Here is a 25,308-nt window from a genome sequence, read left to right as displayed (position 1 = left end):
GCGCGGCGCCTGAGCGAGGCCGGTTTCCGCATCGCGAAGCGATCATCCGGAAACCGTATGAGACGTCTCACGGCCCCCCGGCCGCCGTCCGGATCGCGGCGCGCAGGAGGGCCGCGAGCCGTGCCTCGTTCGGCCGGATGAAGAAGTGGCCGCCCGGCCAGAACTCCACCGCGACGGAGCCCGCGAGCCCATCGGCCCAGGCGACGAGGTCCGCGGGCGGCGTCTCCGCATCCTCGGTGCCGCCGAGGAGGGTGGCGGGCACCGCCAGGGGCGGCAGGGCCGGCGGGGCGTAGCCGGCGACGAGCGCGTAATCGGCCCGCAGCACCGGCAGGACGAGCGCGAGGAGGTCGGGCTGCGCGAAGATCTCGGGCGGCGTGCCGCCGAGGCGCCGCATGCGCGCCACCAGCCCGGCATCGGTCCGCGTCTCCTCCGCCAGCGCCCGTCGCGCGGCGGCGGAGCGGCGCTGGGGCGCCGGGGCGCCGCTGAGGACGAGATGGCGCGGCGGGTTCTCCTGCCGCGCCAGCGCCCGCGCGATCTCGTGGGCGAGGAGCGCCCCCATCGAATGGCCGAACAGGACGAGCGGTTTGCCGGGATCCGGCATCGCCAGGACCGCGGCGGCGATCTGCGCGGCCAGGACGGTGAGGTCGGTGGCGAAGGCCTCGCCGAAGCGCATCCCGCGCCCCGGCAGCTCCGCCGTGCGGACCTCGGCGACATCCGCGAGCGCGGCCTCGATTCCGGCATAGGCCGTGGCGCTCCCGCCCGCGAAGGGGAGGCAGACGAGCCGAACGGCGGCGGCCGGGTTGCGGGGACGGCGCCCGAAGACGAGCGGGGACGGCCGGGGGGCGGACGCGGGCGGCAAGGGCGGTCTCGGCTCTGACGGCGGCGGACGGGAACGAATTGCCGATATGTCCGCCGCGGCGATCGGACAAGAGCGCGGTCGAAAATCGGTCTTTTGTCCGGCATGAACGCAGCGTTACGCAACATGTCGCTGATTAGAATAAATAAAAAATCAGATTGATTGGTTGTCGAACGCTGGCCGGTCGGCTATGGCGCGGCCGTGATCGGCGGGATCCGGCCTGCCGTCCGCTGCGAGAACCTGGAGGTGTCCGCCGTGACAGCCCTGGCGTCCGAAGCCGAGATCCGCCTCGCCGAGGCCGCGCGCTACGTCGACGACCTCTGCGCGCATTTCCGCGAGCACGATTTCCCGGTCGATCAAGCCCCGGGACGCGGGCGGATCGCCTTCGACATCGGCACCGGCCTCCTCGATGCGGCCGCCGACCGGCTGGTCCTGCGCGCGGAAGCGGCCGACGAGACCGCGCTCGCGGCGATCAAGTTCATGCTCGCCTCGCACCTCCAGGAGCAGCCGGGAGCCGCCGAGGCGGCGATCGTCTGGACGGGGGACGGCTGCGGCGCCACCACCCTGCCGAGCCTGCGCGAGATGCGCGTGCGCCGCGTCGCCGACATCACCCCGCGCCTGCGCCGGATCACCCTCGGCGGCGAGGATCTGGCGCGCTATGACGCGGCCGACATGCACGTCCATCTGCTGATCCCGCCGGAGGGCCAGCCGCCGCAATGGCCGGTCCCGGGGGCGAACGGCATCCCGGTCTGGCCGCAGGGGCCGGCGGCTCCCGCCATGCGCACCTACACGATCCGGCGGGTCGACGTCGCGGCGGGCGAGATCGACATCGATTTCGTCATGCACGCCGATGCCGGTCCGGGCGCCGCCTTCGCGAACCGGGCCCGCCCGGGCGACGTGGTGGCGCTGCTCGGCCCCGGCGGGCGCAGCGTCGGGCAAGCGGAATGGTATCTCCTGGCCGGCGACGAGACCGCGCTGCCCGCCATCGGCCGGATCCTCGCCCGGCTGCCCGCCACCGCCGCCGGGGTGGCGGTGATCGAGGTGGAGGACGCCGCCGACGAGCAGGCCCTCGTGCATCCCGAGGGCGTCGCCCTGCGCTGGCTCCACCGCAACGGGGCGGCGCCCGGCACCACGACGCTCCTCGCCGACGCGGTGCGGGCGATCCCGCTTCCCGTCGACCGCACGGTCTTCGCCTGGGCCGGGGCGGAATTCGAGACCTTCAAGGCCCTGCGGGCGCATTGGCGCCGGACCTGCGGCCTCCCGCGCGACCGGCACCTCGCCGTGGCCTATTGGCGGCGCGGCGCGAGCGAGGACGAGGAGCACGATTGAGCGCCGCCTTCGGATTGATCGACCTGACGCCCCTGCGGGCGAGCCGGGGCTTCCGCCTGCTCTACGCGGCCCGGGCGGCCTCGTTCCTCGCCTTCGGGATCCTGGGCGTCGCCGTCAGCGTGCAGATGTACACGCTCACCGAATCCTCCCTTCAGGTGGCGCTGCTGAACGCCGCCGTCGCCGCGCCGCTGGCGCTCGCCCTGATCGTGGGCGGCTGGCTCGCCGACCGGTTCGACCGGCGGGCGGTGATGGTCTGGTCCCGCGGCGTCCATCTCCTCGCCAGCCTGATCCTGGCCGGCAACGCCGCCCGCGCGGAGCCGGGGATCGGGCCGATCTACGCGGCGGCCGTGGTCGGGGGCGCGACCTTCGGCTTCGGCATGCCGGCGATGATGGCCGTCACCCCGGTCCTCGTCGGGCGGGCGCATCTCGCGGGCGCCGCCGCCCTGACGGCGGTGGCCGCCCAGATCGGCGCCATCGCGGGCCCCTTCCTCGCCGGCGCGATCACCGCGCGGGCGGGCCTGACGGCGTCCTACGGCGTGGTCGCCGCCCTCTCGGCCCTGCCGCCGGTCTTCCTCGCCCTGCTGCCGCCCCTTCCGCCCGCCGCGTCCCCATCCGGAGAGGCCGCCGCGCCCGCGGGGGCTGCCGAGGGCTGGCGCTTCCTCGCCGCCTCGCCCCTGGTGCTCGGCCTGCTCCTCATCGATCTCGTCGCCCTGGTCCTGGCGGTGCCCTACGTGCTGCTGCCGGAATTCGCCGCGCAGGACCTGGGATCCGGCATCGACGGCATCGGCCTCCTCTACGCCGCTCCCTCGGTCGGGGCGCTGATCGGCGCCCTCGGCTCGGGCCGGGCCGGCGCGAGCCCCCATGCGGGGCGCTGGCTCCTCGTCTGCGTGGCGGTCTGGGCGCTCGCCTGCCTCGGCCTCGGCCTCAGCCGGGGCCTCGCCGAGGCGCTCCTCTGCCTCGCGCTCCTCGGGGCGGCGGCGAGCCTCGCGGGCATCCTGCGGGCGGCCCTGATCCAGCGCGCGACCCCCGATGCGGTGCTCGGCCGGGTGTCGAGCCTGTGGGTGCTCGAGGAATCGATCGGGCCGGCGCTCGGCGGCATGCAGGCGGGGGCGACCGCGCACTGGACCTCGCCCCGCTTCGCCATGGTGGCCGGCGGCGGTCTCGCCCTCCTCGGCACCGCCGCCTTCGCGGGGTTGGTGCCGAGCCTGCGCCGGGCGAGCCTCGCTCCGGAGACGGTCGCCGCCCCCGGCGCCGCGCTGGTGAGCGCCGATGCGCGCTAGAGGATGGGGCCCTCGGACGGGGCGGCTCGCCGGCCTGCTCCTGTTCGCGCTCCTCGCCGCCCTGCCGGCTCGGGCGGCGGACGCTCCGGCGCAGCCCCGCGTCGCGGCCATCGACTGGGGCGCTGCCGAATTGCTGCTCGGCCTCGGGATCGTGCCGGTCGCCGTGACGCAGCCGGACGGCTACAACCGCGCCGTGATCGAGCCCGCCCTGCCCGCGGGCGTGGTGGATCTCGGCCTCGTGGTCGAACCCAACCTCGAATTGCTGGCGAGCCTCAAGCCGGACCTGATCCTGGCCAACCCGCTCCAGGTGGCGGCGCAGGGCGATTCCCTCCGGCGGATCGCGCCCACGGAGGCGGTGTCGATCTATTCCCAGTCCGGCCATCCCGATGCGCAGGCCCGGGCCGAGACCATGCGGATCGCCACGCGGCTCGGCCGCGCCGAGTCTGCGCGGGCCCTGGAGGCGCGCACCGAGGCCGTGCTCGATCGCGCGGCCGCCCGCGCCTGCCCGGGCGACCGGCGGCCGGTCTACCTCGTCTGGATCATCGACCACCGCAACCTCGTGGTCTACGGCCGCACCAGCCTGTTCCAGACGGTGCTCGACCGCCTCGGCGTCGAGAATGCCTGGAGCGGTCCCAGCAACGCCTACGGCTTCTCGGTGATCGGGGTCGAGCAGCTCGCCGCCGGCCGGGCCGGGGCCGACATCGTCCATGTCGGGCCGATCCAGTCGGACGCCGCCCGGGCGCTCGCGGCGAGCCGGCTGTGGCGGAGCCTGCCGGCCGTGCGCGAGCACCGCTTCGCCGCGATCCCGGCGGTCTGGTTCTATGGCGGCCTGCCCGCCATCGCGCGCTTCGCGACCCTGATGGCCGACCTGCGAACGAAGGATTGCCCGCATGAGTGAGGCAGCCCTGGCCGTGCCGTCCGCCCCCCGCCGCGCCGGAGGCACGGCGCTCCTCGTCGGCGGCCTCGTGCTGCTCGCCTCCCTGCTCAGCCTGCACGCGGTCGCCGGGCTGCTTCCGCTCTCGCAGGCGCTCCCCGCCCTGTGGAACCCGGACTGGGCCGATCTTCGCCAGGTGATCCTGCACGAGAGCCTGCTGCCGCGGGCCGTCACCGCGTGGCTCGCGGGGGCGGCGCTCGCCCTCGCCGGCACCGTGCTGCAGCAGGTGCTGCGCAACCCCCTCGCCTCGCCCTCGACGCTCGGGATCTCGGCCGGGGCGCAGCTCGCCCTGGCGCTCGCCTCGCTGTTCGCGCCGGGCCTGTTCGCGCAGGGGCGCGAGGCGGTGGCGCTCGCCGGCGCCGCCGGGGCGGTGCTCGTCGTGCTCGCCTTGAACCGCGGCCGCGACTTCGCCCCGCTCGGCCTGCTGCTCGCCGGCCTGGTCGTCGAGCTGTTCTGCGGATCCGTGGAGACGCTGCTGGTGGTCCTGCATCAGGAGCGCCTGTTCGGCCTCTTCGTCTGGGGCGCCGGCTCGCTCGCCATGAACGACTGGAGCGCGCCGGCCTATCTGGCGCCGCGCCTCGCCCTCGCCGCCGGGCTCATCGCCCTGATGGTGCGCCCCCTCGCCCTCCTCGATCTCGACGGGGCGAGCGCGCGCAGCCTCGGGCTCGCCCTCGGGCCGGTGCGGCTCATGGCCGTCGCCGTCGCGGTGGCCCTCGGCGGCTTCGTGGTGAGCGGGGTCGGCGTCATCGGCTTCATCGGCTTTGCCGCACCGGTGCTCGTGCGCCTCACCGGCACGCGGCGCCTGCGCGACCGGCTCGTGGCGGCGCCCCTCCTCGGCGGCACGATGCTCTGGCTCACGGATGCGGCCGTGCAGGCGCTGAGTCCCCTCGTGCAGCTGCCGACGGGCGCCTTCGCCTCCCTGCTCGGCGTGCCGCTGCTGCTCTGGCTGCTGCCACGGTTGCGCGGCGTCGGCAGCCCGCGGCCGGCCGGCGCGCCCGAGATCCGCTCCGCCCGGCCCTGGCGGCTCGTCCTGACGGGCGCAGCGCTTCTCGCCCTGATCGCGGGGGCCGCCCTCGTCCTCGGCCAGGACGCCGCCGGATGGCATCTCAGCCTCGGGGATCGGTTCGACGCGGCGATGCCCTGGCGCCTGCCGCGCGTCGCCGCCTCCCTCGCCGCGGGGGCCATGCTGGCCCTGGCCGGAGCCCTGGTCCAGCGCCTCAGCGGCAACCCCCTGGCGAGTCCCGAGATGCTGGGCATCGGCGCCGGCGCCGCGCTCGGCCTCATCGCGGCGAGTCTCGCGATCCCCGTGCCGGATCGCGCGATCCTGCTCGCCGCCGGCAGCCTCGGCGCCGTGCTGACGCTTGCCGCGATCCTCGCCCTCGGGCGGCGGGCGGTGCTCGTGCCCGAGCAGATGCTGCTCACGGGCGTCGCCCTCACCACGGGCTTCGGCGCGATCCTGACCATCCTGATGGTCAGCGGCGATCCCTCGATCGTGATGCTGCGGGGCTGGGCCGCCGGCTCCACGGCCCGGGTCACGCCGGAGGATGCCTGGGCGGCGCTGGCCGTCCTGGCGTTCGCGGCAGTCGGCCTGCCGCCGCTGCTCCGCTGGCTCGATCTGCTGACGCTCGGCGATCCCGTCGGCCGGGCCCTCGGGCTCGGGCTCGCCCGGAGCCGGCTCGCGATCCTGACGATCGCCGCCATCCTCACCGCGGGCGGGACCCTGGTCGCCGGTCCCTTGAGCTTCGTCGGCCTCGTGGCGCCGCAGATGGCGCGGCTCGCCGGACTCTCCCGGGCCGGGCCGCACCTCCTCGGATCCGCCCTGATGGGCGCCGCGATCATGGTGGCGGCGGATTTCGCCGGCCGGATGGCGTTCTTCCCCTACCAGCTGCCGGCCGGCCTCGTGGCGGCGCTCGTCGGCGCACCTTACCTGATGATGCAGCTCCTCCGCCGAAGAGCGGGCTCCGATTTTTAGTTATTATAATCAAGCTGTGTGCTGACTCCGCAACTATTCCCCAGAGTCTGCCTCCGCAAACCTCAGTCGGATTGCTGCGTCAGCCCGACGGTGTACGAAGGACAACGCAGAGTGAAGAGCGATGGCGGACGCGGTCCGGACTTCCGGAGCGCGTCCGCCATGTCGTTCTCCCACGGGAACCCGCCGGCCCCGCCGCCCTGTTCGTTGAAACCCGACCTTCGGAAAGCCGCCCATGATCGAGGACATGCAGCCCCCAGGAGAGCATGACGTCACCGCCCGTGCCCGGACGGCACGGCTCGCGCGGGCTGCGGCGACGAGCGTCTCGGCGCTGGCCCTGGTCATCCTGGCGCCCGGTCTCGGCAGCGGGCCGGCGCGGGCGCAGAATGCGGGCGGGGGCGGCACGATCGCGCTCGACACCATCTCGGTCGCCGGAGCGGGCGCCGGGCCGGGTGCGGGGCCGGGTGCCAGCTTCAACCTCAGCGGGGTCACGGCGGAGAACTCCTACGTGGTGCCGGATTCCAGCACCGGCACCAAGACCAACACGCCGCTGCGCGAGATCCCGCAATCGATCTCGATCGTGACCGCCAAGCAGATCGAGGATCGCGGCGTCCAGAACCTCTCCGACGCCCTGGGCTACAGCGCCGGCATCGTCGCCGCTCCGCAGGGCCAGGACGGGCGCTTCGACCAGCTGATCATCCGCGGTTTCGACCAGACGCAGCGCGGCATCTACAAGGACGGGATGCGCCTGCCGCAGACGAGCTTCTCGGGCTTTCCCATCGAGCCCTACGGGGTCGAGCGGATCGACATCCTGCGCGGCCCGACCTCGGGTCTCTACGGTCTCAACGATCCGGGCGGGCTCGTCAACTTCGTCACCAAGAAGCCGCTGCCGATCGAGCTGCGCGAGGTCTTCGGCTCCTACGGCAGCTTCGATCGCAAGCAGTTCGGCTTCGATCTGAGCGGCCCGGCCAACCCGGAGAAGACGATCCTCTACCGCCTCACCGGCCTCGTGCGCGAGGGCGGCACGCAAGTCGATCACACGCCGCTGGACCGGATCTACTTCGCCCCGGCGATCACCTTCGTGCCGTCCACCGATACGAGCCTGACGCTGCTCGGCAACTACCAGAAGGACCGCACCGGCGACACCTTCCGGGCGATCCCGCGCGACTACACCAACGGCGGCAGCCCCTACCGGGCGCAGCTGCGCAGCCGCTTCCTCGGCGAGCCCGATTTCTCGCGCTTCCTCGCCGAGCATTTCGAGGGCGGCTACCTGTTCTCGCACCGCTTCGACGATGCCTGGACCGTGCGCCAGAACCTGCGCTACGCCCACGTCGCGACGGATTACAACGCCGTCTACGCGACCAGCGGCGATCCGGCGACGCCCAACATCATCGGCCGCTCGGCCCAGACCTGGCTCGAGCAATACGGCGTCTTCACCGTCGATACGCAGCTCCAGCACGATTCGCAGTTCGGCATCGTCAAGAACACCGCCCTGGTCGGGGTCGATTACAGCAAGATCGACAACAAGAGCGATCAGTTCGGCGGGCCCACCTCGGCGTTCCTCGGCTATTCGAGCCTCGTCGGCCCGCTGAACGTGCTGAACCCGGTCTACGGCCAGGGCATCGTGCCGCTGCCGCGCACGCGCTTCGCGCGCATCGATCAGGAACAGGTGGGCATCTACGCCCAGGACCAGATCAAGCTCGAGGACCGCTGGGTGCTCAGCCTCAACGGCCGCTACGATTGGGTGACGACGAAGACGAACTCGCTCAACCCGGCCATCGACGCCGTGCGCCAGCAGCTCGACGCCTTCGGCATCCCCAACGCCATCCCGACCACCTTCGGCGCCAAGCAGGACGCCCAGGCCTTCAGCGGCCGGGTCGGTCTGTCCTATCTCTTCGACAACGGCCTGACCCCCTACGTCTCGGCGGCGCAATCCTTCAACGTGCTGCCGGTCTACGTGCAGCAGAGCACGTCGCTGGACGTTCCGGGCATCGGCCCGGTCCCGGTCGCCTACAACATCCTGCCGGCCAAGCCCGAGAAGGGCGAGACGATCGAGGCGGGCGTGAAGTTCCAGCCGCCGGGCGCGGCGACCTCGGTGCTGTTCGCGGTCTTCGATTCCAAGAAGACCAACGCCCTGACCTTCGATCCGAGCGACCCGCTGCAGCAGGCCTTCTACCAAGTCGGCGAGGTCTCGGTGAAGGGCTTCGAGGCCGAGGCGACGGTCGACCTGACGACCGGATTCAAGCTGATCTCCTCGGTGACCGTCCTCAGCGCCGAGGTGACGAAGGACAGCCCGCCGAGCGGGTTCCCGAGCGCCGTGGGCCGACGTCCGATCCAGGTGCCGAACTTCACCGCGGCGACCTGGGCCGACTATACGGTGCAGAGCGGGCCGCTGCGCGGCCTCGGCTTCGGCGCCGGCTTCCGCTACATCGGGGACAGCTTCGGCGATCCCCAGAACACGATCCGCGTGCCCGACTACTTCCTGGTCGATGCCTCGATCCGCTACCAGTACGAGAACTGGCGCTTCCAGGTCGCGGCCACCAACCTGCTCGACCGGGTCTATGTGGGCACCTGCTCGCAGCAGATCGGCTTCGTCGGCTGCAATTACGGCGAGGGACGGCGCGTCACCGGCTCGGTCACCTACCGCTGGTGACGCCCCGCCGGCACCCGTCCGCTCCGGCGGACGGGTTGCGCTCATTCCGCCCTCGGCGAGCAAGGAAATCTCAGGAAATCGGTGGCAGCCTTCCGTTGCGCACGGAAGACCGGTCCATGCTTCTCGACGATCCTGCTTCAGTCGCCGCGGATTGGTGCTGGCAGACCGATGTCCGGGATTGCCTGACCCGGCTGCATGGGTCTTTCGAGGAACTGACCGGCCTGCGCCCCGATGATCGCCTGGGACAGCCCTGGCCCGGCTTCGGCGCCGGCCCGCCCGATCCGGGCCCGCTCGCGGCCCGGCGGCCGTTTCGCGACATCGTCCTGCCTCACCGGCACCCGGACGGGCAAACCCGGCGGTTCCGCTTCGGCGGGGCGCCGCTGCTCTCGCCGGAGGGCCTGTTCCTGGGCTTCCAGGGGGTCTGCGTCGACATCACGGCGGCTGGCGCCGCGGCGGCTGGCGCACCGGAAGCGGAGGGGGGCGGCCTTCCGCAGGGCGCGGGTGGCGGGCCGTCCATCGAGACCGTGCTGGCCCACATGGCCGAGGGGCTGGTCGTGCTGGATGCGGAGCTGCGCGTCACGGCCTTCAACCGGCGGTTCGTCGACCTCCATGACCTGCCGCAGGACGCCCTCCAGATCGGCATGACGGCCGAGACGCTGGTCCGGGCGAGCGCCGCGCTCGGCAATTATCCGGGGATGACGGCCGACGAGGCCTGGGCGTCGGAGGCGGCCGCGTTGGCGCGCCGCGAGCCGGCTCGCCGCGAGCGGATCCTGCCCAGCGGCCGGGCGGTGGTCCGGACCCTCGCCCCGATCCCGGCTGGCGGCACCCTCGCCCTCTACGAGGACGTCACCGATCGCAAGCGCACCGATGCCCGCCTGGCGGAGCAGAACCGGCGTCTCGATACGGCCTTGCGGCACATGTCGCACGGCCTCGTCCTGTTCGACGCCGACCACCGGGTCACCGTGGTCAACCGGCAGTTCCTCGATCTCCATGGCCTGTCGCCCGGGACGGTCCGGCCCGGCATCACGGCAGAGCAGCTGATCCGCGAGCGCGTCGCCGCCGGCAACTTTCCCGGCCTGGAGCCGGACGAGGTCTGGGCCCAGGTGTCGAAGCGTCTGATGAGCCGCGTCTGCTACCGGCTGGATCAGACGCTCAGCGACGGCCGGACGATCGCCATCACCCACGCGCCGACGCCGGATGGCGGCTTCGTCACGGTGCACGAGGACGTGAGCGCCCACAAGCGGGCCGAGGCGCAGATCGTCCACATGGCCCGCCACGACGCGCTGACGGGCCTGCCGAACCGGGCCCTGTTCCACGAGGGCCTGTCCGAGGCCTGCGGGCAGGCCGGCGGCGCGACCGCCGTCCTCTGCCTCGATCTCGACCGCTTCAAGGCCGTCAACGACACGCTCGGCCACGCGGTCGGCGACCTCCTCCTGAAGCAGGTGGCGGCGCGGCTCACCGGCGCGATCGCGCGCGCGGCGCCCGCCGGCACGGCGCTCCTCGCCCGCCTCGGCGGCGACGAGTTCGCGCTGATCCTTCGGCAGACCTCCCGCGGCCGGGCGGGCGACCTCGGGCGGATCCTGATCGATGCGGTCAGGCCCGATTACGACATCGACGGCAAGCGCGTCAGCGTGGGGCTCAGCATCGGCATCGCCCTGGGGCCGGACGACGGGACGGATCCGGCGACGCTGCTGCGGGCGGCCGACATGGCGCTCTACCGCGCGAAGGCGGCCGGGCGCGGCACCTGCTGCTTCTTCGCTGCCGAGATGGAAACCGCCATCCAGGCGCGCCGGGCGCTCGAACTCGACCTGCGGCTGGCCGTGGCCGCTCCGCAATTCGAGCTGCACTTCCAGCCCGTCCTGGCCCTCGCCACGCAGCGGATCGCCGGTTTCGAGGCCCTGGTGCGCTGGCGCCATCCGGTCCGCGGCCTGATCCCGCCCTCGGAGTTCATCCCGGTGGCCGAGGAGACCGGCCTCATCGTCCCGCTCGGCGAATGGGTGCTGCGGGACGCCTGCCGCCAGGCGGTGCGCTGGCCCGACGACATCCGCGTCTCGGTCAACCTCTCCCCGGTGCAGTTCCGCGACGCCGCGCTCGCCCAGGCGGTCCTCGCGATCCTCGCCGAGACCGGCCTCGATCCGCGCCGGCTCGAACTGGAGATCACCGAGAGCGTGCTCCTTCAGGACAGCGCGGCGACGCTCGCCATCCTGCACGACCTGCAGCGGCAGGGCGTTCGGATCGCGATGGACGATTTCGGCACCGGCTACTCGTCGCTCAGCTACCTGCGGGCCTTCCGCTTCGACAAGCTCAAGATCGACCGCTCCTTCGTGGCCGACCTGACCGAACGGCCCGACGCGGTCGCCATCGTGCGCGCGGTGACGAGCCTCGGCACCAGCCTCGGCATCACCACGACCGGCGAGGGAGTCGAGACGCCCGAGCAGCTGCGGCACCTGCGCGAGGCCGGCTGCACCGAGGTTCAGGGCTTCCTCATCAGCCCGCCCGTGCGCGCGGACGCGGTTCCGGCGATGCTCGGGATCCCCTGTCCCGCCGGCCGGCTCAGGCGGAAGGCGCGCAGGTGAGGCGAGAGGCGTCCGGAGGATCCGCGACGCGCGGCCTCGGGTCCGGCGAGATGGGCTGCGGCGCCGGCCTCATCCCGCCGGCCCCGCCCTGAGGAAGGCCTGGAGGCGCGGCAGCACGAAATCGAGGAACGCGCGCACGCGCAGCGGCACCAGCGGGCCACCGAGATGGAGCGCGTGGATCTCCTCCGCGTCGCCGGTCCCGGCCAGCACCTCGACCAAGCGCCCGGCCGCGATGTCGGCGCGGGCGTGATACTCGCCCAGCCGCGCCAAGCCGGCGCCCGCCACCGCCATGCGCCGCACGGTCTCGCCGTTGTTGGCGAGCAGCGTGCCCGTCACCATCCGGTCGACGATCCGTCCCCCTGAGCGGATCGGCCAGACCGGCGCGGAGCGGCGGAAGTTGAAGCCCAGACAATTGTGCCCGTCGAGGTCGTCGATCGACCGGGGCGTTCCCCGCCGGGCGAGATAATCCGGCGCGGCCACGATCTTGCGCGGCGCCACGCCGACCCGCCGCGCGACCAGGTTGGAATCGGACAGGCGGCCGACCCGGAACGCCACGTCGGTGCGGTCGAGATAGAGGTCGACGATCTCGTCCGACAGCGAGAGATCGACCACGATGCGGGGATAGGCCTGCCAGAAGGCCGGCAGCAGCGGCTCCAGCCCCAGGGTGCCGAACGCCACCGAGGCGTTGACCCGGATGGTGCCGTCGGGCGTGCCGGCACCCGCGGCGAGTTCGCGCTCGAACGCGTCGAGATCGGCCAGGAGCGCGCCCGCGCGCTCGTGGAACAGGCGGCCCTCGTCGGTCAGGGCGAGCCGGCGGGTCGACCGCTCGATCAGCTTCACGCCGAGCCGCGCCTCCAGGCGCGCGATCAGCTTGCTCACCGTCGAGGGGGTCATCCGCAGCGAGCGCGCGGCCTCCGAGAAGCTGAGGGTCTCGACCACGCGCAGGAACACCTGCATCTCGCCGATCCGGTTGTCCATGCGGCGCTCCCCGAGGCCGGAGCTATCGGCCCGTCCGCCGGATTTGTGAAGTGGCTTCACGAGTGCTGTGGAGGCCGCACCGGTTCTCCCGTGCGGGCCCGCCCGCCATCTTGCGCCTCACGGCAGGGACGCCCCGCCACGGTGGCGGCACACGGTCGTCCGGCGCCTCCACGGATCGAGAGGGTTACGACATGAGGATCTTCGTCACCGGCGCGAGCGGCTTCATCGGCGGGTCGCTCGCCGCGCGCTTCGCGGCGGCGGGCCATCCGGTTCGCGGTCTCATCCGCAACCCCGCCCGCGCGGAGGAGCTGCGCGGCTTCGGCATCGAGCCCGTGATCGGCTCCCTCGACGACGCGGCCCTGCTCACCGCCGAGGCGCGGCGCGCGGAAGCCGTCGTCAACGCCGCCGACAGCGATCACCGCGGCGCGGTCGAGGCGCTGCTCGCCGGCCTCGCCGGGTCGGGCAAGCCGTTCCTCCACACCAGCGGCAGCAGCCTCGTCGGGGACGAGGCGCTCGGCGAGCCGTCCGACGCGATCTTCACCGAGGACACGCCCATCGTGCCGGCGCCCGACAAGGTCGCGCGCATCGCGATCAACGATCTCGTCCGCGCGGCCGCGCCGGGGGTGCGCAGCGTCGTCCTGTGCAACACCATGATCTACGGCGCCCCGCTCGGGCCGCGCTCGCGCAGCGTGCAGATCCCGCCCCTCGTCGATCAGGCCCGGGAGAGCGGCACCGCCCGGCATATCGGGCGCGGGCTCAATCGCTGGTCGAACGTCCACATCGCCGACGTCGCCGACCTCTACGCCCTGGCGCTGGAGAAGGCCCCGGCCGGCAGCTTCTACTTCGTGGAGAACGGCGAGGCGTCGTTCAAGGCCATCACCGACGCGATCGGGCAGGCCCTCGGGCTCGGTCCGTCGCAGGACTGGGATCCGGCCGCGGCGATCGCGCGCTGGGGCCGCGAACTCGCGGTGTTCGGCCTGAGTTCGAACAGCCGCGTGCGCGCCGACAAGGCCCGGGCGGAACTCGGCTGGACGCCGGCCCGGACCTCGGTGGTGGAGTCGATCCTGGCGGAGACGCCGCGCTGAGGCGGGCGCCGCCTACAGGATGCCCGGATAGGCCCCGCCGTCGATGAGCAGGCTCTGCCCGGTGATGTAGCCCGCCTGGGCCGAGCACAGGAACGCGCAGGCCGCCCCGAACTCGGACGGCTCGCCGAAGCGCTTGGCCGGGATGGCGTCGCGCCGCTGCGCGCGCACGACGCCCACATCGACGCCCTGCTGCCGGGCCGCGGCCTCCTGGCCGGACTGGAGGCGGCGGGTGTCGAAGGCGCCGGGGAGCAGGAAGTTGATGGTGACGTTGGCGTGCACCACGGAGCGCGCCACGCCTGCGAGGAAGCCCGTCAGGCCGGCCCGGGCGCCGCTCGACAGGTCGAGCCCGGGCAGCGGCATCTTCACGGAGCTCGACGTGATGTTGACGATCCGCCCGAAGCGGCGTTCGACCATGCCGTCGATGACGCGCTGAAGCAGCGTGATCGGCGTGATCATGTTGGCGGTCAGCCCGGCCACCATGGCCGCCTGATCGACCTGCCGGAAATCGCGGAAGGGCGGTCCGCCGTTGTTGTTGACCAGGATGTCGACCTGCGGGACGGCGGCGAGGAGCGCCTGCTGTCCCTCGGGCGTGTCGAGATCGGCGGCGACCGGGATCACCTCGGCGCCGGTCTCCGCCCGGATCTCCGCCGCGGCGGCCTCCAAGGCAGCGGCGTCGCGCCCGTTGATGACGACCCGGCACCCCGCCCGCGCCAGCTCCAGGGCGCAGGCCCGCCCCAGGCCCTGGCTCGACGCGCACACCACGGCATTCCGGCCGGACAATCCCAGATCCATGTTGATCCTCCCTGCTTGTTGCCGCGTGCCGGCAGCGCCAACCGGGCGCCCCGCTGATCGATCGGCCGACCATGCCGATCCGTGACCGTCAAGGCTTGCACCGCCTCCGAGATATTACATGCCGACGCGCGATGATCTCTACTGAAAAGATGACTTTTCTTGCTGATTGCCTTGCCGAAAGAATGGACAATTCTGTCGATATGGACTGTTGAGGCAGTGGGACAGGGAGATGTCACGCATACTGCCGGCGCAACATCCGCCCCTCACCCCGCCGCCCGCCGCCCCGCGACCCCATCCACGCACGCCTGCATGGCCTCCAGCACCGTCTCGCGCGGCAGGGTCTCGAAGCGGTAGCGCGGCAGGCTCACGCTGATGCAGCCCAGCACCGCGCCGTGCGCCCCCCGCAGCGCCTGGCCGTAGCAGCAGATGTCGAGTTCGTTCTCCTGCAGGTCGAGGGCGTGGCCGCGGCGGCGGGTCTCGGCGATCTCCTCCCGCAGCCGGTCGAGGCTGGTGATGCTGTGGGGCGTGTGGGCCACCAGGGTGGCGCGGGCGAGGAGGGGCTCCAGGGCGTCCTCGGCCAGGGTCGCCAGCCACGCCTTGCCCACCGAACTCGAATGCAGCGACACGCGGGTGCCGATGCGGGAGGCCATGCGCACGGTGCGCTGGCTCTCCAGCTTGTCGATGTAGACCATCTCGCCGCGGTCGTGCACCGCGAGATGCACGGTCTCGTCGAGACGGTCGCGCAGGCGCAGGAGATGCTCCTGCGCCACCTGCCGCAGGATCGAACCGTCCCAGGAGCGGAAGGCGAGGCTGATCAGCCGCGGGCCGAGATGCAGCCGTCCCCCCTCCCCCTCCGACAGCATCCCCTCCGCCACCAGGGCGGCGGCGATGCGGTGCACGGTCGGGCGCGGCAGCCCCGTGCTGCGGCAGAGCCGCGCCACCGTCGCGTCGTCCGGCCGGTCGGCCACCGCCTGGAGCACCCGCATGAACTTGGTGAAGGCCGCCGTGCCCGGAACCTCGGGCCGGATGCCTGTGTCGTCGGGCGTCCCGGAGAGCATCCCCGGGTTCTAAGCAGGTTTCGCAAAAGTGGCCACCGGTTTTGCGGCAAGAACCTGCGGCACACCAAGAACCTAAGCGGAGTCGCGTTGGCCTGCCGACGCAACTCCGCTTAGGCCAACTCCGCTTAGGCCAACTCCGCTTAGGCAATGAGGTAGCCGCCATCGACCGGCAGGATCACCCCCGTCATGAAGCTCGCCGCCGGGCTCACGAGGAAGGTCACCGCCTGCGCCACGTCGTCCGGCGTGCCCCAGCGGCCGAGCGGGGTGCGCGCCAGGATCGGCTGCGCGCGGGCCGGATCGTCCTGGAGGGCCTGGGTCAGCGGCGTGGCGATCCAGCCCGGCGCCACGGCGTTCACCCGGATGCCGTCGGGCGCGTAGGCGAGCGCCAGCGACTTGGTGAGCTGGGCGACGCCGCCCTTGCTCGCCGTGTAGGCGGGCACGAGGCTGCCGCCGAAGAAGGACAGCATCGAGGCCGTGTTGACGATCGCGCCGCCGCTCGCCGCGAGCTTGGGGCGCGCCGCCGTGCAGACCCGCATCGTGCCGGTCAGGTTGATCGCCAGCACCCGCTCGAACACGTCGAGCTGGTGCTCCTCCACGCGCCGGATGACGCCGGCGCAGTTCACCACGATGTCGATCCGCTCGCAGGATTCGACCAGGTCCGCGACGCCGGCCGCGTCGGTCACGTCGAGTTCGCGGGGAGCGATGGCGAGCCCCGCGGGGACGCGCACGGCCTCCGCCCCGAGGCCGGCCGCCACCACCCGGGCGCCGAGGCGGGCGAGCGCCTCGGCGACGCCGGCGCCGATGCCGGTGGTGCCGCCGGTGACGATCGCCGTCCGGCCCGCGAGGAGGTCGGGGGCGAAGGTGAGGTCGCGGGTCATGCCAGGCGCTCCTTCAGCGACAGGGTCTCGCTCCCCTCCAGGGGCTTGCGCACGAGGAGCAGGTAGGCGGCGGCGGCCACCACCGCGACCAGGGCGGCGGCGAGCAGCGCGTTGACGTAGGAGCCGGTGGCCTCGACGATGTAGCCGGTGATCACCGGGGCGAAGGAACCGGCGAAGTAGCCGCCGAAGTTCTGGATGCTGCCGAGGGAGGCCACCTGACGCTTGGGCACCGCGACGCTGACCATGGTCCAGGCCGCGGCGCTGGCGAGGTTGATGAAGAACATCGCGAGGCAGATGTAGACCACCGCCAGCGTGACGCTCGGCGTGTAGGCCGCCGGCACCGTGAAGGCGGCGCCGCCGAGCAGGCCGATGCAGACCGGCCACTTGCGGCTGTTGACGATGCTGAGGCCGCGGGCGAGCAGCCGGTCGGCGACCTGGCCGGCGCAGAGCATGCCGAGCGTGCCGAAGATGTAGGGGATCGCCACCACCCAGCCGGTGCGGGCGACGCTCAGGCCCCGCTCGTGCTCCAGATAGGAGGGCAGCCAGGTCAGGTAGAGCCAGACCATGTAGATGACGCCCATGAAACCCAGGATCATGCCCCAGGTCGTGGCGTGGGCGAACAGGCCGCGCCACTCCGCGAAGGTCATGCTGCGGGTGTCGCCGGGCGTCGCGCCCTCGTCGAGATGGGCGATCTCGGCCGGATCGAGGGCGACCTCGCCGCGGTTGCGGTAGACGAGGTACCAGCCCACCGCGACGATGATGCCGGCGAGCCCCGTGAGGACGAACATCCAGCGCCAGCCGAAGAGCAGCATCAGCGCGGTCAGCAGCGGCGGGGCGATGCAGGGGCCGATGCAGGACGAGGCGACGAAGATGCCGGTCGGGGTGCCGCGCTCGCGCACGCTGAACCACTCGCTCACCGTCTTGGCGCCGGCCGGGAATTGCGGCGCCTCGCCGAGGCCGAGCACCGCGCGCGCCACGACGAATTGCTGGAAGCTGGTGACGAAGCCGGAGACCAGCTGCGCCAGCGACCAGAAGAACATGCCGGCGCCGAGCATGATGCGCGAGCCGAACCGGTCGAGGAGCGCGCCCACCGGCAGCTGCGAGAAGGCGTAGGCGAGCGAGAAGGCCGACAGGAGCCAGCCCATCTGCGCCGGGCTCAGGCTCATCTCCTCCCGGATCGCCGTGTTGGCGATCGAGAGGGCGGAGCGGTCGACGTAGTTGATGATGCCGGCCGCCGTCAGGAACGCGACGGCGACCCACTGGATGCGGCGAAGCCGCGGTGACTTTCCGGCCGACATGCCGATTCCGTCCTCCCTGGGATGTTCGTTGGTCTGGATCGTCTCATACGGTTTCCGGTTGATCGCTTCGCGATGCGGAAACCGGCCTCGCTCAGGCGCCGCGCGGGCTCGTGATACGGTTTCCGAAAGTGATCGTCCGGAAACCGTATCAGTAGGTCGCCCGCCCGCCGGACAGGTCGAAGACCGCGCCGGTGCTGAAGCTGCAACTCTCGGAGGCGAGGAACAGGGCCAGCTCCGCCACCTCCGCCGGCTCGCCGAGCCGGCCCATCGGGCTCTTGCCGATCATCGTGCGGACGTGCTCGGGGCTCATCTGGTCGAGGAGCGAGGTCCGCACCGCCGCCGGAGCGATGGCGTTGACGAGGACGCCGGTCTGCGCCAGCTCCTTGCCGAGCGACTTGGTGAGGGCCAGCACCCCGGCCTTCGCGGCGCTGTAGGCGCTGGCATCGGGCGTGCCCTCCTTGCCGGCGAGCGAGGCCACGTTGACGATGCGGCCCCAGCCGTTCTCGACCAGCGCCGGCACCACGGCCTGGCAGACCAGGAAGGTGGCGGTGAGGTTCACCTCCAGGATGCGGCGCCACTCGTCCGGCGGATAGAGCGAGACCGGGGTGGTGAGCCCCGCATAGCCGGCATTGTTCACCAGGATGTCGACCCGGCCGTACCGTGCCCGCGTCTCCGCCAGGGCGGCGGCGATCGAATCCGGCTGCGTCACGTCCACCGCGAGGCCATGCGCGTCCCCGGGCAGCGGATCGCGGTCCCAGACCGCGACGGCAGCCCCGCAGCGGCCGAGCGCCGCCGCGATCGCCGCCCCGATGCCCCGCGCGCCGCCGGTCACGATCGCGACCCGGCCCGCGAGATCGAACTGCGCCGCGCCCATCAGCGGATGAACTGATCGGCGTAGTCGGCGCCGAGGCCGACCGCCTCGTAATGCGCCCGGCACATGTCGATCTTGGTGAAGACGTCCTCGTAGCCGGTGTGACGGCCCCACGGATCGACGTAGTACATGCAGCCGTTGACTTGGAAATACGTGATCATCTCCTCGACGCCCTCGTCCACCACGAGGGTGTGGGTCTCTCCCGGCGGCTCGAAGGCGTAGGAGCCCTCCGTGGCGATCCAGTCGTGCTCCAGGTAGCGCCAGCTCCCCTTCAGCACGAAGGCGTGGACCGGGCCGGGATGGCGGTGCCGGCTGAGGATGCCGGATTTGCGGACCTTCAGCAGGTTCATCCAGTAGCCGGAGGAGCGGTTGAGGCAGAGCGGGCGGAACCAGACGTTCTCGGCCTGCGGCACCCAGATGCGGTCGTCCTGCGGGATCGCCGGCGCGACCACGAGGTCGGGCAGCGTCTCCTTCGGCTGGCCGAACTGATAGGGCATGCGCTTGAGCGTCGCCGCATCGAGCCCCGCGGCCGGATCGGACGCCGGCTTGGTCTCGCTCATGGATCTCCTCCCGTCCATATTATGGACATTTCGTTCGCAATGTGGATAATTGCGAAGAGGGGGCGATCTGTCAAACCGGTTCGGCGCGGTCGTTCGCGGCCTGTCGGGAGATCCCGCCGATGCGGCGAGGTCGATCGCGGGGCAGATCGGCGCATGCGGGGACCTGCCGGGGATCGACGTCCTCGGCCCGCTGTCCATGGCGATCCAGGCGGTCACGCCGCGGCACGGCCTGCCGCCCGCGTGCGGCCGCCGTCAGATCTGGAATTCCGGATCCACCGGGATCTGCAGCGCGGTGACGAGGGCGTTGGTCTCGGCGGCCATGCCGATCACGGCGAGCAGCTCGCCGTGCTGAGCGTCGCTCATGCCCTTGGCCCGGGCCGCGGCGGTGTGCGAGTGGATGCAGTAGCTGCAACCATTCGCCGTCGAGACGGCGATGTAGATCAGCTCCTTGGTCAGCGGGTCGAGGGCGCCGTCGGCGGCCATCACCTGCTTCAGGCTCGCCCAGGTCCGCTCCAGAACGGCCGGCTGGTTGGCGAGACCGCGCCAGAAATTGTTGATGAAATCGGATTTCCGCGTCGCCCGGATCTCGGCGAACACGGCTTTGACGCGGGGATCGGCCTCGGCCTCGGCATCGTTCCAGAGTTTCACGGTCGCCATGCGCGCGGTCTCCTGATCGGTGGATCATCGAGTGTCGGACCGGCGATGGGCGGGTGGCGCATCCTACGGCTCGAACAGGGAAAGCTGGCGCGGCGGTGCGGGCCGTGCGCCCTCCGGCACCTGCGGCCGGAGCCAGCGGGCGATCGCCGCGACGACGTGATCCTGCTCGGCCGCGCTCAGCGCCCGGCCCGCGGGGATGCCGTGCCACTTGGCGAGGCAGCCCCGGCAGCAGGTCGCGGTGGCGTGCTGGGCCACGAAGACCGGATGGCCGCGAAGCGGCGTCTGCTTGCCGTCATGGGCCGGCAGGGCCGGGGCGAGGCGCCGGGCCACGAGGTCCCGGGCATGGGCCAGGACGACCGGCCACCCCTTCTCGCCGAGGGAGGCGCGCTCCGAGGGCCCGAGCGCGAACCGCCGCCGGAACGCCGATCGCGGGAGCCGCGCGAACACGTCGTCGAGCGCCCTCATCGGACCGTCCTCTCGCCGCCGCCGCGGCTCCGCTACTCGCAGCGCGGGCGCCCGGCGCCCGGCAGCACGGCCGGCATGCGGGGGCAGGCCGCGGCCGTCGCCGCGGCGTCCCGCGGCTTGTCCACCGCATCATAGGGCTGGATGCCGCGATTCGACACGGCGGGCGCGACGCAGCTCAGGCCGATCAGGATCGCTGCTGCGCCGATGATCCGGACGACGTCCACCATGGCCTCTCACCTCGGATCCGAGGCTATCCGCGGCTGGTGAAGGGAGGGTTGACGGCGTGCCGGCGGTGGGCGTCCCGATGCGTGCCGGAGCCGGTCAGGCCGGCATCATGGAGCGGCGCCACGCATGCGGGCTCATGCCGGTGAACTGCCGGAAGACGCGGCTGAAATGGCTCTGGTCCGCCATGCCGCAATCGAGCGCGATGGCGGCGAGGGGTGCGGCGGTCTCCAGCATCAGCCGGCGGGCGCGCTCGATCCGCTTGCGCAGGATGTAGGCGTGCGGCGTCTCGCCGAAGCTCGTCTTGAACGCCCGGCCGAAATGGCTCGCGCTGAGCTTCGCGCAGGCGGCGAGATGGCCGAGCGCGATGGTCCGGCCGATGTTCTCCGCGATATGGGCATCCACCCGCCGCATCTGCCACGGCGCCAGGCCGCCGGTCGGCGCGCTCGCGGTGGCGCCGTCGAGCATCGCGACGGCCTGCAGGGCGAGGCGCCGCGCCGCCGCGCGGTCGATCTCGAGCGTCTCCCGGGCTTCGAGCAGGAGGGCGGCAATCAGGCCGCCGGGCGCGGCCGTCGATGAAATCTCGTGGCGGCTTTGGCCGATGCTCATCCTCGCCTCCGTTCCCGATCATCCGCAGGGGTTGCAAGATCCACGGGGAGATTTGCTGAAGGAGCGCGGCGGTGACATCGTGCTTAGATTGAGCGGCGCCAACCGTTCGGGCTGGTAACCCTATACCGAGGTATGATCCGGCGGCCGGCCCCGGCTCCCGGGCGCGACCTTGAGGCCGTCATACGGTTTCCGGATGATCGCTTCGCGATGCGGAAACCGGCCTCGCTCAGGCGCCGCGCGGGCGCGTGATACGGTTTCCGAAAGTGATCTTCCGGAAACCGTATCATTCTCCTCATGGTGAGGTTCTGCCGGCGATCACCGCTCCACCCCTTCCCGGGTCCCCTTACGTTCCGGTCGTGCAGGCCCGAACGGGCCCGGAAAGGGGCGGGCAGGGATCGGGCGTTCAACAGCCGGGCCTCTCCGACGACCGGCGGTGATCACCGGGGCGGCCGCGTCAGCGCCGTCTGTCCCGCCGCGCTCATCAGCTCCGCGGCGTGGTGCGGCGGCCGAAGACCGGCGCCATGCTCGCCAGGACGCCGTCCCGCCGCACCAGCCCGTGGAACAGCGCCGCGGCCAGGTGGAGCAGGATCAGGCCGAAGAACGCGAAGGCGAGGGTGACGTGCGCGTACCACAGGACGGTCCGCACCGCGTCGCTCTGCGGCAGGATCGCGGGCAGCCGGATGGAGCCGAACAGGACGACCGGATAGGCGCTGGCCGACAGCATTCCCCAGCCGATCAGCGGAAGCCCGATCATCAGCGCGTAGAGCGCGTAATGCGAGCCCGCGGCCGCCAGCCTCATCGGGGCCGGGAGATCCGCCGGAAGCGGCGGCGCGCCGGAGCGCAGCCGGATCCCGAGACGGATCAGGGCGAGGAGCAGGATCGCGAGGCCGAGCGTCTTGTGCGTCGTGATCAGCGACGGGTAGGCCGGCCCGATAGTGGAGACCATGCCGACGCCGATGAACAGCATCGCGATGATGCCGGCCGCCATCAGCCAATGGAGGGCGCGCTGCAACGCCGTGAAGGTCCGGGACGGGCTGCTCATCGGCGTCACTCCCCCTTGGAAGCCGCGCGGGCGGGATAGTGCTTCGCCTCGGCGGTGCGCAGGTCGTACGACCGGGCGTAGGCGGCGGAGCGCGCGGCCGGGAACGGATCGTCGGAGACGCGGATGCCGTCCGGCAGCACGGTCGGATCGAAATTGATCTCGCGGCACGGGCCGTCGGCCTCGGCCTCGATCGCCTGCACGACCAGGGTGCCGATCTCGACGGTGGTGCGCGTCGCGGGCCAGGCTTGGCTCGGATCCGCGGTGGCGTCGCCCGGCTCGGCCAGCGTCACCTGCGCGGTCCAACGCTGCGGCGCCCGGGCGACCCGTTCGGCGATCTCCCGCTCGAGATGGTCGGGGCCGAGCTTGGCGAGGTCCTGGCTGCTGATCGGCACCACCGGGGCCTGAGGCACGAACGACCACCGGACCGGGCGCTCGGCCCCCGACGCATCGACGAACAGGAATGCGTTGAGGCCGTTGTAGCGCTCCTCCGCGTAGCTCGCGGTCCAGGGCGCGCTCGCCGCCCAGGCTCCGAAGGTCTTGAATTCCGGATGAGCGGCGGCGAAGGCCTTCATGGCCTCCGGGTCCTTGCTGCGGGAGGCCAGGAGCAGGTCGTAGAAGGCCTGCGGGGTCGAGACCGGGAAGAACGGCGGGTCGATCATCGCGCTGCGCCAGACCGCGCCGTCCGCCGCCGTGATCTGGAGGCCGAGCCCGCGCACGCGGACGGTCGCGTCGGGCGCGTTCGGGTCGGCGGTGCCGAGATTGAAGCGGCCGAGGGCCGCGAAGGCGCCCGGGGCGAAGACGGTGGCCCGCGAATAGGCGGCTCCCCGGCCGTTCGATTCGAAGACGCCCGTGAAGCAGATGCCCTTGGCGTGGTTGCGGCGGTGTCCGAGCGCGGGACCGCCCGCGGGCGCCAGCGCATCGACGATCTTCGTCGGCGTGAGCCGGCCGGGGGACAGCCACCCCGCCGTCGCGGCGAAGGCGCCGGCGAGCGCCGTCACCACGGCCCCGATGACGGCACAGGATCCGATATTCGCACGCAGGGACGAGGTCAGGCTCTCACGCATCCGGGCTCCTCCCGAGGTGCACGGCCCGCGCTCGCGCGGGCCGTGCTGCGGTCCACCCTCCGATACCGGCGATCGGCGGCGGCGGCTGTCACGAAATCCGCTTGCCCGGAAGCATCCCGCCGTACCCGCGGCGAGATCCCGCGGTCAGGCCGGGTCCGCGCCCTCTCCGGGCAGCCAGACGAAGAAGGCCGCGCCCTCCCCCGGCGTGCTGTCCGCCCAGATCCGCCCGCCATGCGCGCTCACGAGGGAGCGGCAGATCGACAAGCCCACCCCGAGGCCGGTCCGCTTCGTCGTGAAGAACGGCGTGAACAGGCGCGCCATCGCCGTCTCGTCGAGGCCCGGCCCGCAATCGCGCACGCAGATCAGGCCGCCGCCGGCCTCGCCCCGGCTCTCGACGCGCACGGCCTTCGGCGCGGTCGCGTGCATCGCCTGCAGGGCGTTGAGCAGCAGGTTGACGAGGACCTGCTGCAACTGGATGCGGTCGCCCATCACCGCGAGCCGCCCCGGCGCGAGGTCGAGCGCGAGGGCGACGCCCTGGCCCTTCATCTCCGGCTCCAGCAGGGCCACGCTCTCGCGGGCCACCTGGTTGATGTCGAGGACCACGGATTCGGTCTCGCCGTTCCGGATCATCGCCCTCAGCCGCTGCACGACATCGGCGGCCCGCCGGCCCGCCCGGACGGCGTTCGCGACGCAGGTGCGCGCCTCGTCGAGATCGGGCTGGGGCCGCGCCAGCCAGCGCAGGCAGGCTTCCCCGTTGGTGACGACCGCCGCCAGAGGCTGGTTGACCTCGTGCGCGAGAGAGGCCGCCAGTTCGCCGAGCATGCTCACGCGGCTGACATGGGCGAGCTCGGTCCGGGCTTGGCTCAGGGCCTCCTCGGTGCGCGCGCGCTCCGTGACGTCCACCGCCGAGACGACCACGCGGCCGGCCTCGCCGTCCAGGCCGAAGCGGGCGTTCACGAGCACGATCCGCCGCGCGCCGTCGAATCGGCGCAGCTCGGCCTCGCCCTGGAAGGACGGCCGGCGCGCCAGGATGGCCCCGAGCAGCCCCGTCACAAGGGGCAGGGCTTCGGGGCCGAAGATGGCGCCGAGATCGGCCCGCAGCTGCGCCTTGTCGCGCGCGCCCACGAGCCGCACCGCCGTCTCGTTGACGTCGAGCGTCCGGATGCGGCGCATCATGCGCAGGACCGTGTCCGGCTCCCGGGCGGCCAGTTGCTCGACGTCGCGCGCGCTCCGGCAGCCCGCCTCCGCCAGGGCGGCGGCGACCCCGGTGTAATCCTCCTCCCAGAGGGCCGCCTCGGTGGATTCGAAGATCGCGCGGTAGCGCCGCTCGCTGCGGGCGACCGCGTCGAGGGCCGCCTTCATGCGGTGTACCAGCAGCGTCGTCAGGCCGAGGGCGGCCAGGCTGACGCCGCACCGGAGCAGCGCCATGCCCGGCGCCTCGCCCCCATGCGTGATCAGGTAGGCCACGACCGTCAGCGCCGCGCAGGCGCCGGCCGTCCGCAGCACGCCGCGCCGGGTGAGGGCCGGAGCGGCGATGAGCACGACCAGCCCGTACATCACCGCGATCGCGATGGTCATGGGGGTGAAGCTGTCGAGCGCGAAGATCGCGGCCGCCAGGCCCGCCGCGGCGAGGACGGGCCCCCGGGGCCGGGGCGGCCCCGCCCGCGCGCCGATCCGCCGGAGAGGCGCCGCGCTCGCCGTCCCGGATGCCGCTACCCCATCGCTTCCCGGAGACGCTGAACCGGAACACGTGACGCCGGCCACCGGCATGGTCGTCCTGCCTCTCCACGGACCCGAATCGCTCGCGGCATAGCGTATCGCCCGGCCGGCGGCTTGTCCGGTCCTGCTATCCTTTTGCTCCAACCTGCGGAATCGCACGCGATGCGGGCACGACCCGTGCGTGGCCGGCGCGGCGGAGGTCAGGCCGCTCTGCCGAGACGGCCATGCGGGCCGGACCGAGCGCGCTCAGGCGACGATCCGGCCCGCGTGCCGGACTGGTGAGGGGGCGATGCCCAGCCCGACGATTCCGAGGATAGGACGGCCCGGGACCGTCCGCTTGGACAACCTCGCCATCCCTGGAAGCTGCCGACCATGACGGGACCGTCTCGCTCATCGCGCCCGAGGCCGGTCGG

The 25,308-nt window shown here is 72.4% G+C and carries 22 protein-coding genes; 7 read left to right on the top strand and 15 right to left on the bottom strand.

Translation table 11 applies throughout. The features are described from left to right. Positions 1 to 67: 67 nt before the first annotated feature. Positions 68 to 859: a thioesterase II family protein gene (locus ACE101_RS09450; protein ID WP_379128366.1), complete on the bottom strand. Its 792-nt coding sequence runs from the start codon at positions 857 to 859 to the stop codon at positions 68 to 70. A gap of 243 nt (positions 860 to 1,102) precedes the next feature. Here ACE101_RS09450 and ACE101_RS09445 point away from each other — a divergent pair, with 243 nt between their 5' ends. The 6 genes from ACE101_RS09445 (at position 1,103) to ACE101_RS09420 (ending at position 11,597) form a co-directional block, all read left to right on the top strand. Continuing rightward, positions 1,103 to 2,185: a siderophore-interacting protein gene (locus tag ACE101_RS09445; RefSeq protein WP_379128363.1), complete on the top strand. Its 1,083-nt coding sequence runs from the start codon at positions 1,103 to 1,105 to the stop codon at positions 2,183 to 2,185. Continuing rightward, the gene (locus tag ACE101_RS09440; protein WP_379128361.1) at positions 2,182 to 3,465 is read left to right on the top strand and encodes an MFS transporter; all 1,284 of its coding nucleotides are present in this window, start codon (positions 2,182 to 2,184) and stop codon (positions 3,463 to 3,465) included. The genes ACE101_RS09445 and ACE101_RS09440 overlap by 4 nt, the downstream gene beginning before the upstream one ends. Next, a complete protein-coding gene (locus tag ACE101_RS09435; RefSeq protein WP_379128359.1) occupies positions 3,455 to 4,363 on the top strand; it encodes an ABC transporter substrate-binding protein in 909 nt (302 codons plus the stop codon). Before ACE101_RS09440 ends, ACE101_RS09435 begins: the two co-directional genes overlap by 11 nt. Next, positions 4,356 to 6,371 (top strand): Fe(3+)-hydroxamate ABC transporter permease FhuB, encoded by a 2,016-nt coding sequence (gene fhuB / locus ACE101_RS09430; RefSeq protein WP_379128356.1) that lies wholly within the window; start codon positions 4,356 to 4,358, stop codon positions 6,369 to 6,371. The genes ACE101_RS09435 and fhuB overlap by 8 nt, the downstream gene beginning before the upstream one ends. A gap of 232 nt (positions 6,372 to 6,603) precedes the next feature. Then, entirely contained in the window at positions 6,604 to 9,021 is a 2,418-nt protein-coding gene (locus tag ACE101_RS09425; RefSeq protein ID WP_379128353.1) for a TonB-dependent siderophore receptor, read from the top strand. Between the two features lie 116 nt (positions 9,022 to 9,137). After that, positions 9,138 to 11,597 carry a sensor domain-containing protein gene (locus ACE101_RS09420; protein WP_379128351.1) on the top strand — a complete coding sequence of 820 codons (2,460 nt, stop codon included), beginning with the start codon at positions 9,138 to 9,140 and terminating at the stop codon, positions 11,595 to 11,597. Positions 11,598 to 11,666: 69 nt separating this feature from the next. Here the strand turns inward: ACE101_RS09420 and ACE101_RS09415 are convergent, their stop codons facing one another. After that, on the bottom strand, positions 11,667 to 12,575 hold the full coding sequence (locus ACE101_RS09415) for a LysR family transcriptional regulator (RefSeq protein ID WP_379128348.1): 909 nt from the start codon (positions 12,573 to 12,575) through the stop codon (positions 11,667 to 11,669). 191 nt (positions 12,576 to 12,766) lie between these two features. On the opposite strand from ACE101_RS09415, the gene ACE101_RS09410 reads away from it, so the two are divergent. Continuing rightward, positions 12,767 to 13,660 carry an NAD-dependent epimerase/dehydratase family protein gene (locus ACE101_RS09410; protein WP_379128346.1) on the top strand — a complete coding sequence of 298 codons (894 nt, stop codon included), beginning with the start codon at positions 12,767 to 12,769 and terminating at the stop codon, positions 13,658 to 13,660. Between the two features lie 12 nt (positions 13,661 to 13,672). Here the strand turns inward: ACE101_RS09410 and ACE101_RS09405 are convergent, their stop codons facing one another. The 13 genes from ACE101_RS09405 to ACE101_RS09345 form a co-directional block, all read right to left on the bottom strand. Beyond that, positions 13,673 to 14,452, bottom strand: coding sequence for an SDR family oxidoreductase (locus ACE101_RS09405; protein WP_379128344.1), 780 nt, complete (start codon positions 14,450 to 14,452; stop codon positions 13,673 to 13,675). A 263-nt stretch (positions 14,453 to 14,715) separates the two neighbouring features. Then, positions 14,716 to 15,510: an IclR family transcriptional regulator gene (locus ACE101_RS09400; RefSeq protein WP_379128341.1), complete on the bottom strand. Its 795-nt coding sequence runs from the start codon at positions 15,508 to 15,510 to the stop codon at positions 14,716 to 14,718. A 140-nt stretch (positions 15,511 to 15,650) separates the two neighbouring features. Then, complete coding sequence (locus tag ACE101_RS09395) at positions 15,651 to 16,388, bottom strand: SDR family NAD(P)-dependent oxidoreductase (protein WP_379128338.1); 738 nt, start codon at positions 16,386 to 16,388, stop codon at positions 15,651 to 15,653. Continuing rightward, on the bottom strand, positions 16,385 to 17,686 hold the full coding sequence (locus ACE101_RS09390; RefSeq protein WP_379128335.1) for an MFS transporter: 1,302 nt from the start codon (positions 17,684 to 17,686) through the stop codon (positions 16,385 to 16,387). The genes ACE101_RS09395 and ACE101_RS09390 overlap by 4 nt, the downstream gene beginning before the upstream one ends. A gap of 148 nt (positions 17,687 to 17,834) precedes the next feature. Continuing rightward, positions 17,835 to 18,560 carry an SDR family NAD(P)-dependent oxidoreductase gene (locus tag ACE101_RS09385; protein ID WP_379128332.1) on the bottom strand — a complete coding sequence of 242 codons (726 nt, stop codon included), beginning with the start codon at positions 18,558 to 18,560 and terminating at the stop codon, positions 17,835 to 17,837. Further along, on the bottom strand, positions 18,560 to 19,117 hold the full coding sequence (locus tag ACE101_RS09380; RefSeq protein WP_379128329.1) for a 2,4'-dihydroxyacetophenone dioxygenase family protein: 558 nt from the start codon (positions 19,115 to 19,117) through the stop codon (positions 18,560 to 18,562). The genes ACE101_RS09385 and ACE101_RS09380 overlap by 1 nt, the downstream gene beginning before the upstream one ends. 252 nt (positions 19,118 to 19,369) lie before the next feature. Beyond that, positions 19,370 to 19,774, bottom strand: a complete 405-nt coding sequence (locus tag ACE101_RS09375) for a carboxymuconolactone decarboxylase family protein (RefSeq protein ID WP_379128326.1) — start codon at positions 19,772 to 19,774, stop codon at positions 19,370 to 19,372. Positions 19,775 to 19,837: 63 nt separating this feature from the next. After that, entirely contained in the window at positions 19,838 to 20,239 is a 402-nt protein-coding gene (locus ACE101_RS09370; RefSeq protein ID WP_379128324.1) for a DUF4186 domain-containing protein, read from the bottom strand. 32 nt (positions 20,240 to 20,271) lie between these two features. Then, positions 20,272 to 20,466 (bottom strand): hypothetical protein, encoded by a 195-nt coding sequence (locus tag ACE101_RS09365; protein WP_379128322.1) that lies wholly within the window; start codon positions 20,464 to 20,466, stop codon positions 20,272 to 20,274. Between the two features lie 94 nt (positions 20,467 to 20,560). Further along, positions 20,561 to 21,070, bottom strand: coding sequence for a helix-turn-helix transcriptional regulator (locus tag ACE101_RS09360; protein WP_379128320.1), 510 nt, complete (start codon positions 21,068 to 21,070; stop codon positions 20,561 to 20,563). 481 nt (positions 21,071 to 21,551) lie between these two features. Continuing rightward, positions 21,552 to 22,112, bottom strand: coding sequence for a cytochrome b (locus tag ACE101_RS09355; RefSeq protein ID WP_379128317.1), 561 nt, complete (start codon positions 22,110 to 22,112; stop codon positions 21,552 to 21,554). Between the two features lie 5 nt (positions 22,113 to 22,117). Then, complete coding sequence (locus ACE101_RS09350; protein WP_379128314.1) at positions 22,118 to 23,176, bottom strand: catalase family peroxidase; 1,059 nt, start codon at positions 23,174 to 23,176, stop codon at positions 22,118 to 22,120. A 144-nt stretch (positions 23,177 to 23,320) separates the two neighbouring features. Further along, a complete protein-coding gene (locus ACE101_RS09345; RefSeq protein WP_379128311.1) occupies positions 23,321 to 24,754 on the bottom strand; it encodes a sensor histidine kinase in 1,434 nt (477 codons plus the stop codon). Between the last annotated feature and the right edge of the window lie 554 nt (positions 24,755 to 25,308).

It is taken from the genome of Methylobacterium carpenticola, assembly GCF_042748905.1.
Classification (GTDB): domain Bacteria; phylum Pseudomonadota; class Alphaproteobacteria; order Rhizobiales; family Beijerinckiaceae; genus Methylobacterium; species Methylobacterium carpenticola.
The sequence above is the reverse complement of the archived record's forward strand: the minus strand, read 5'-3'. Positions and strand labels throughout refer to the sequence as shown.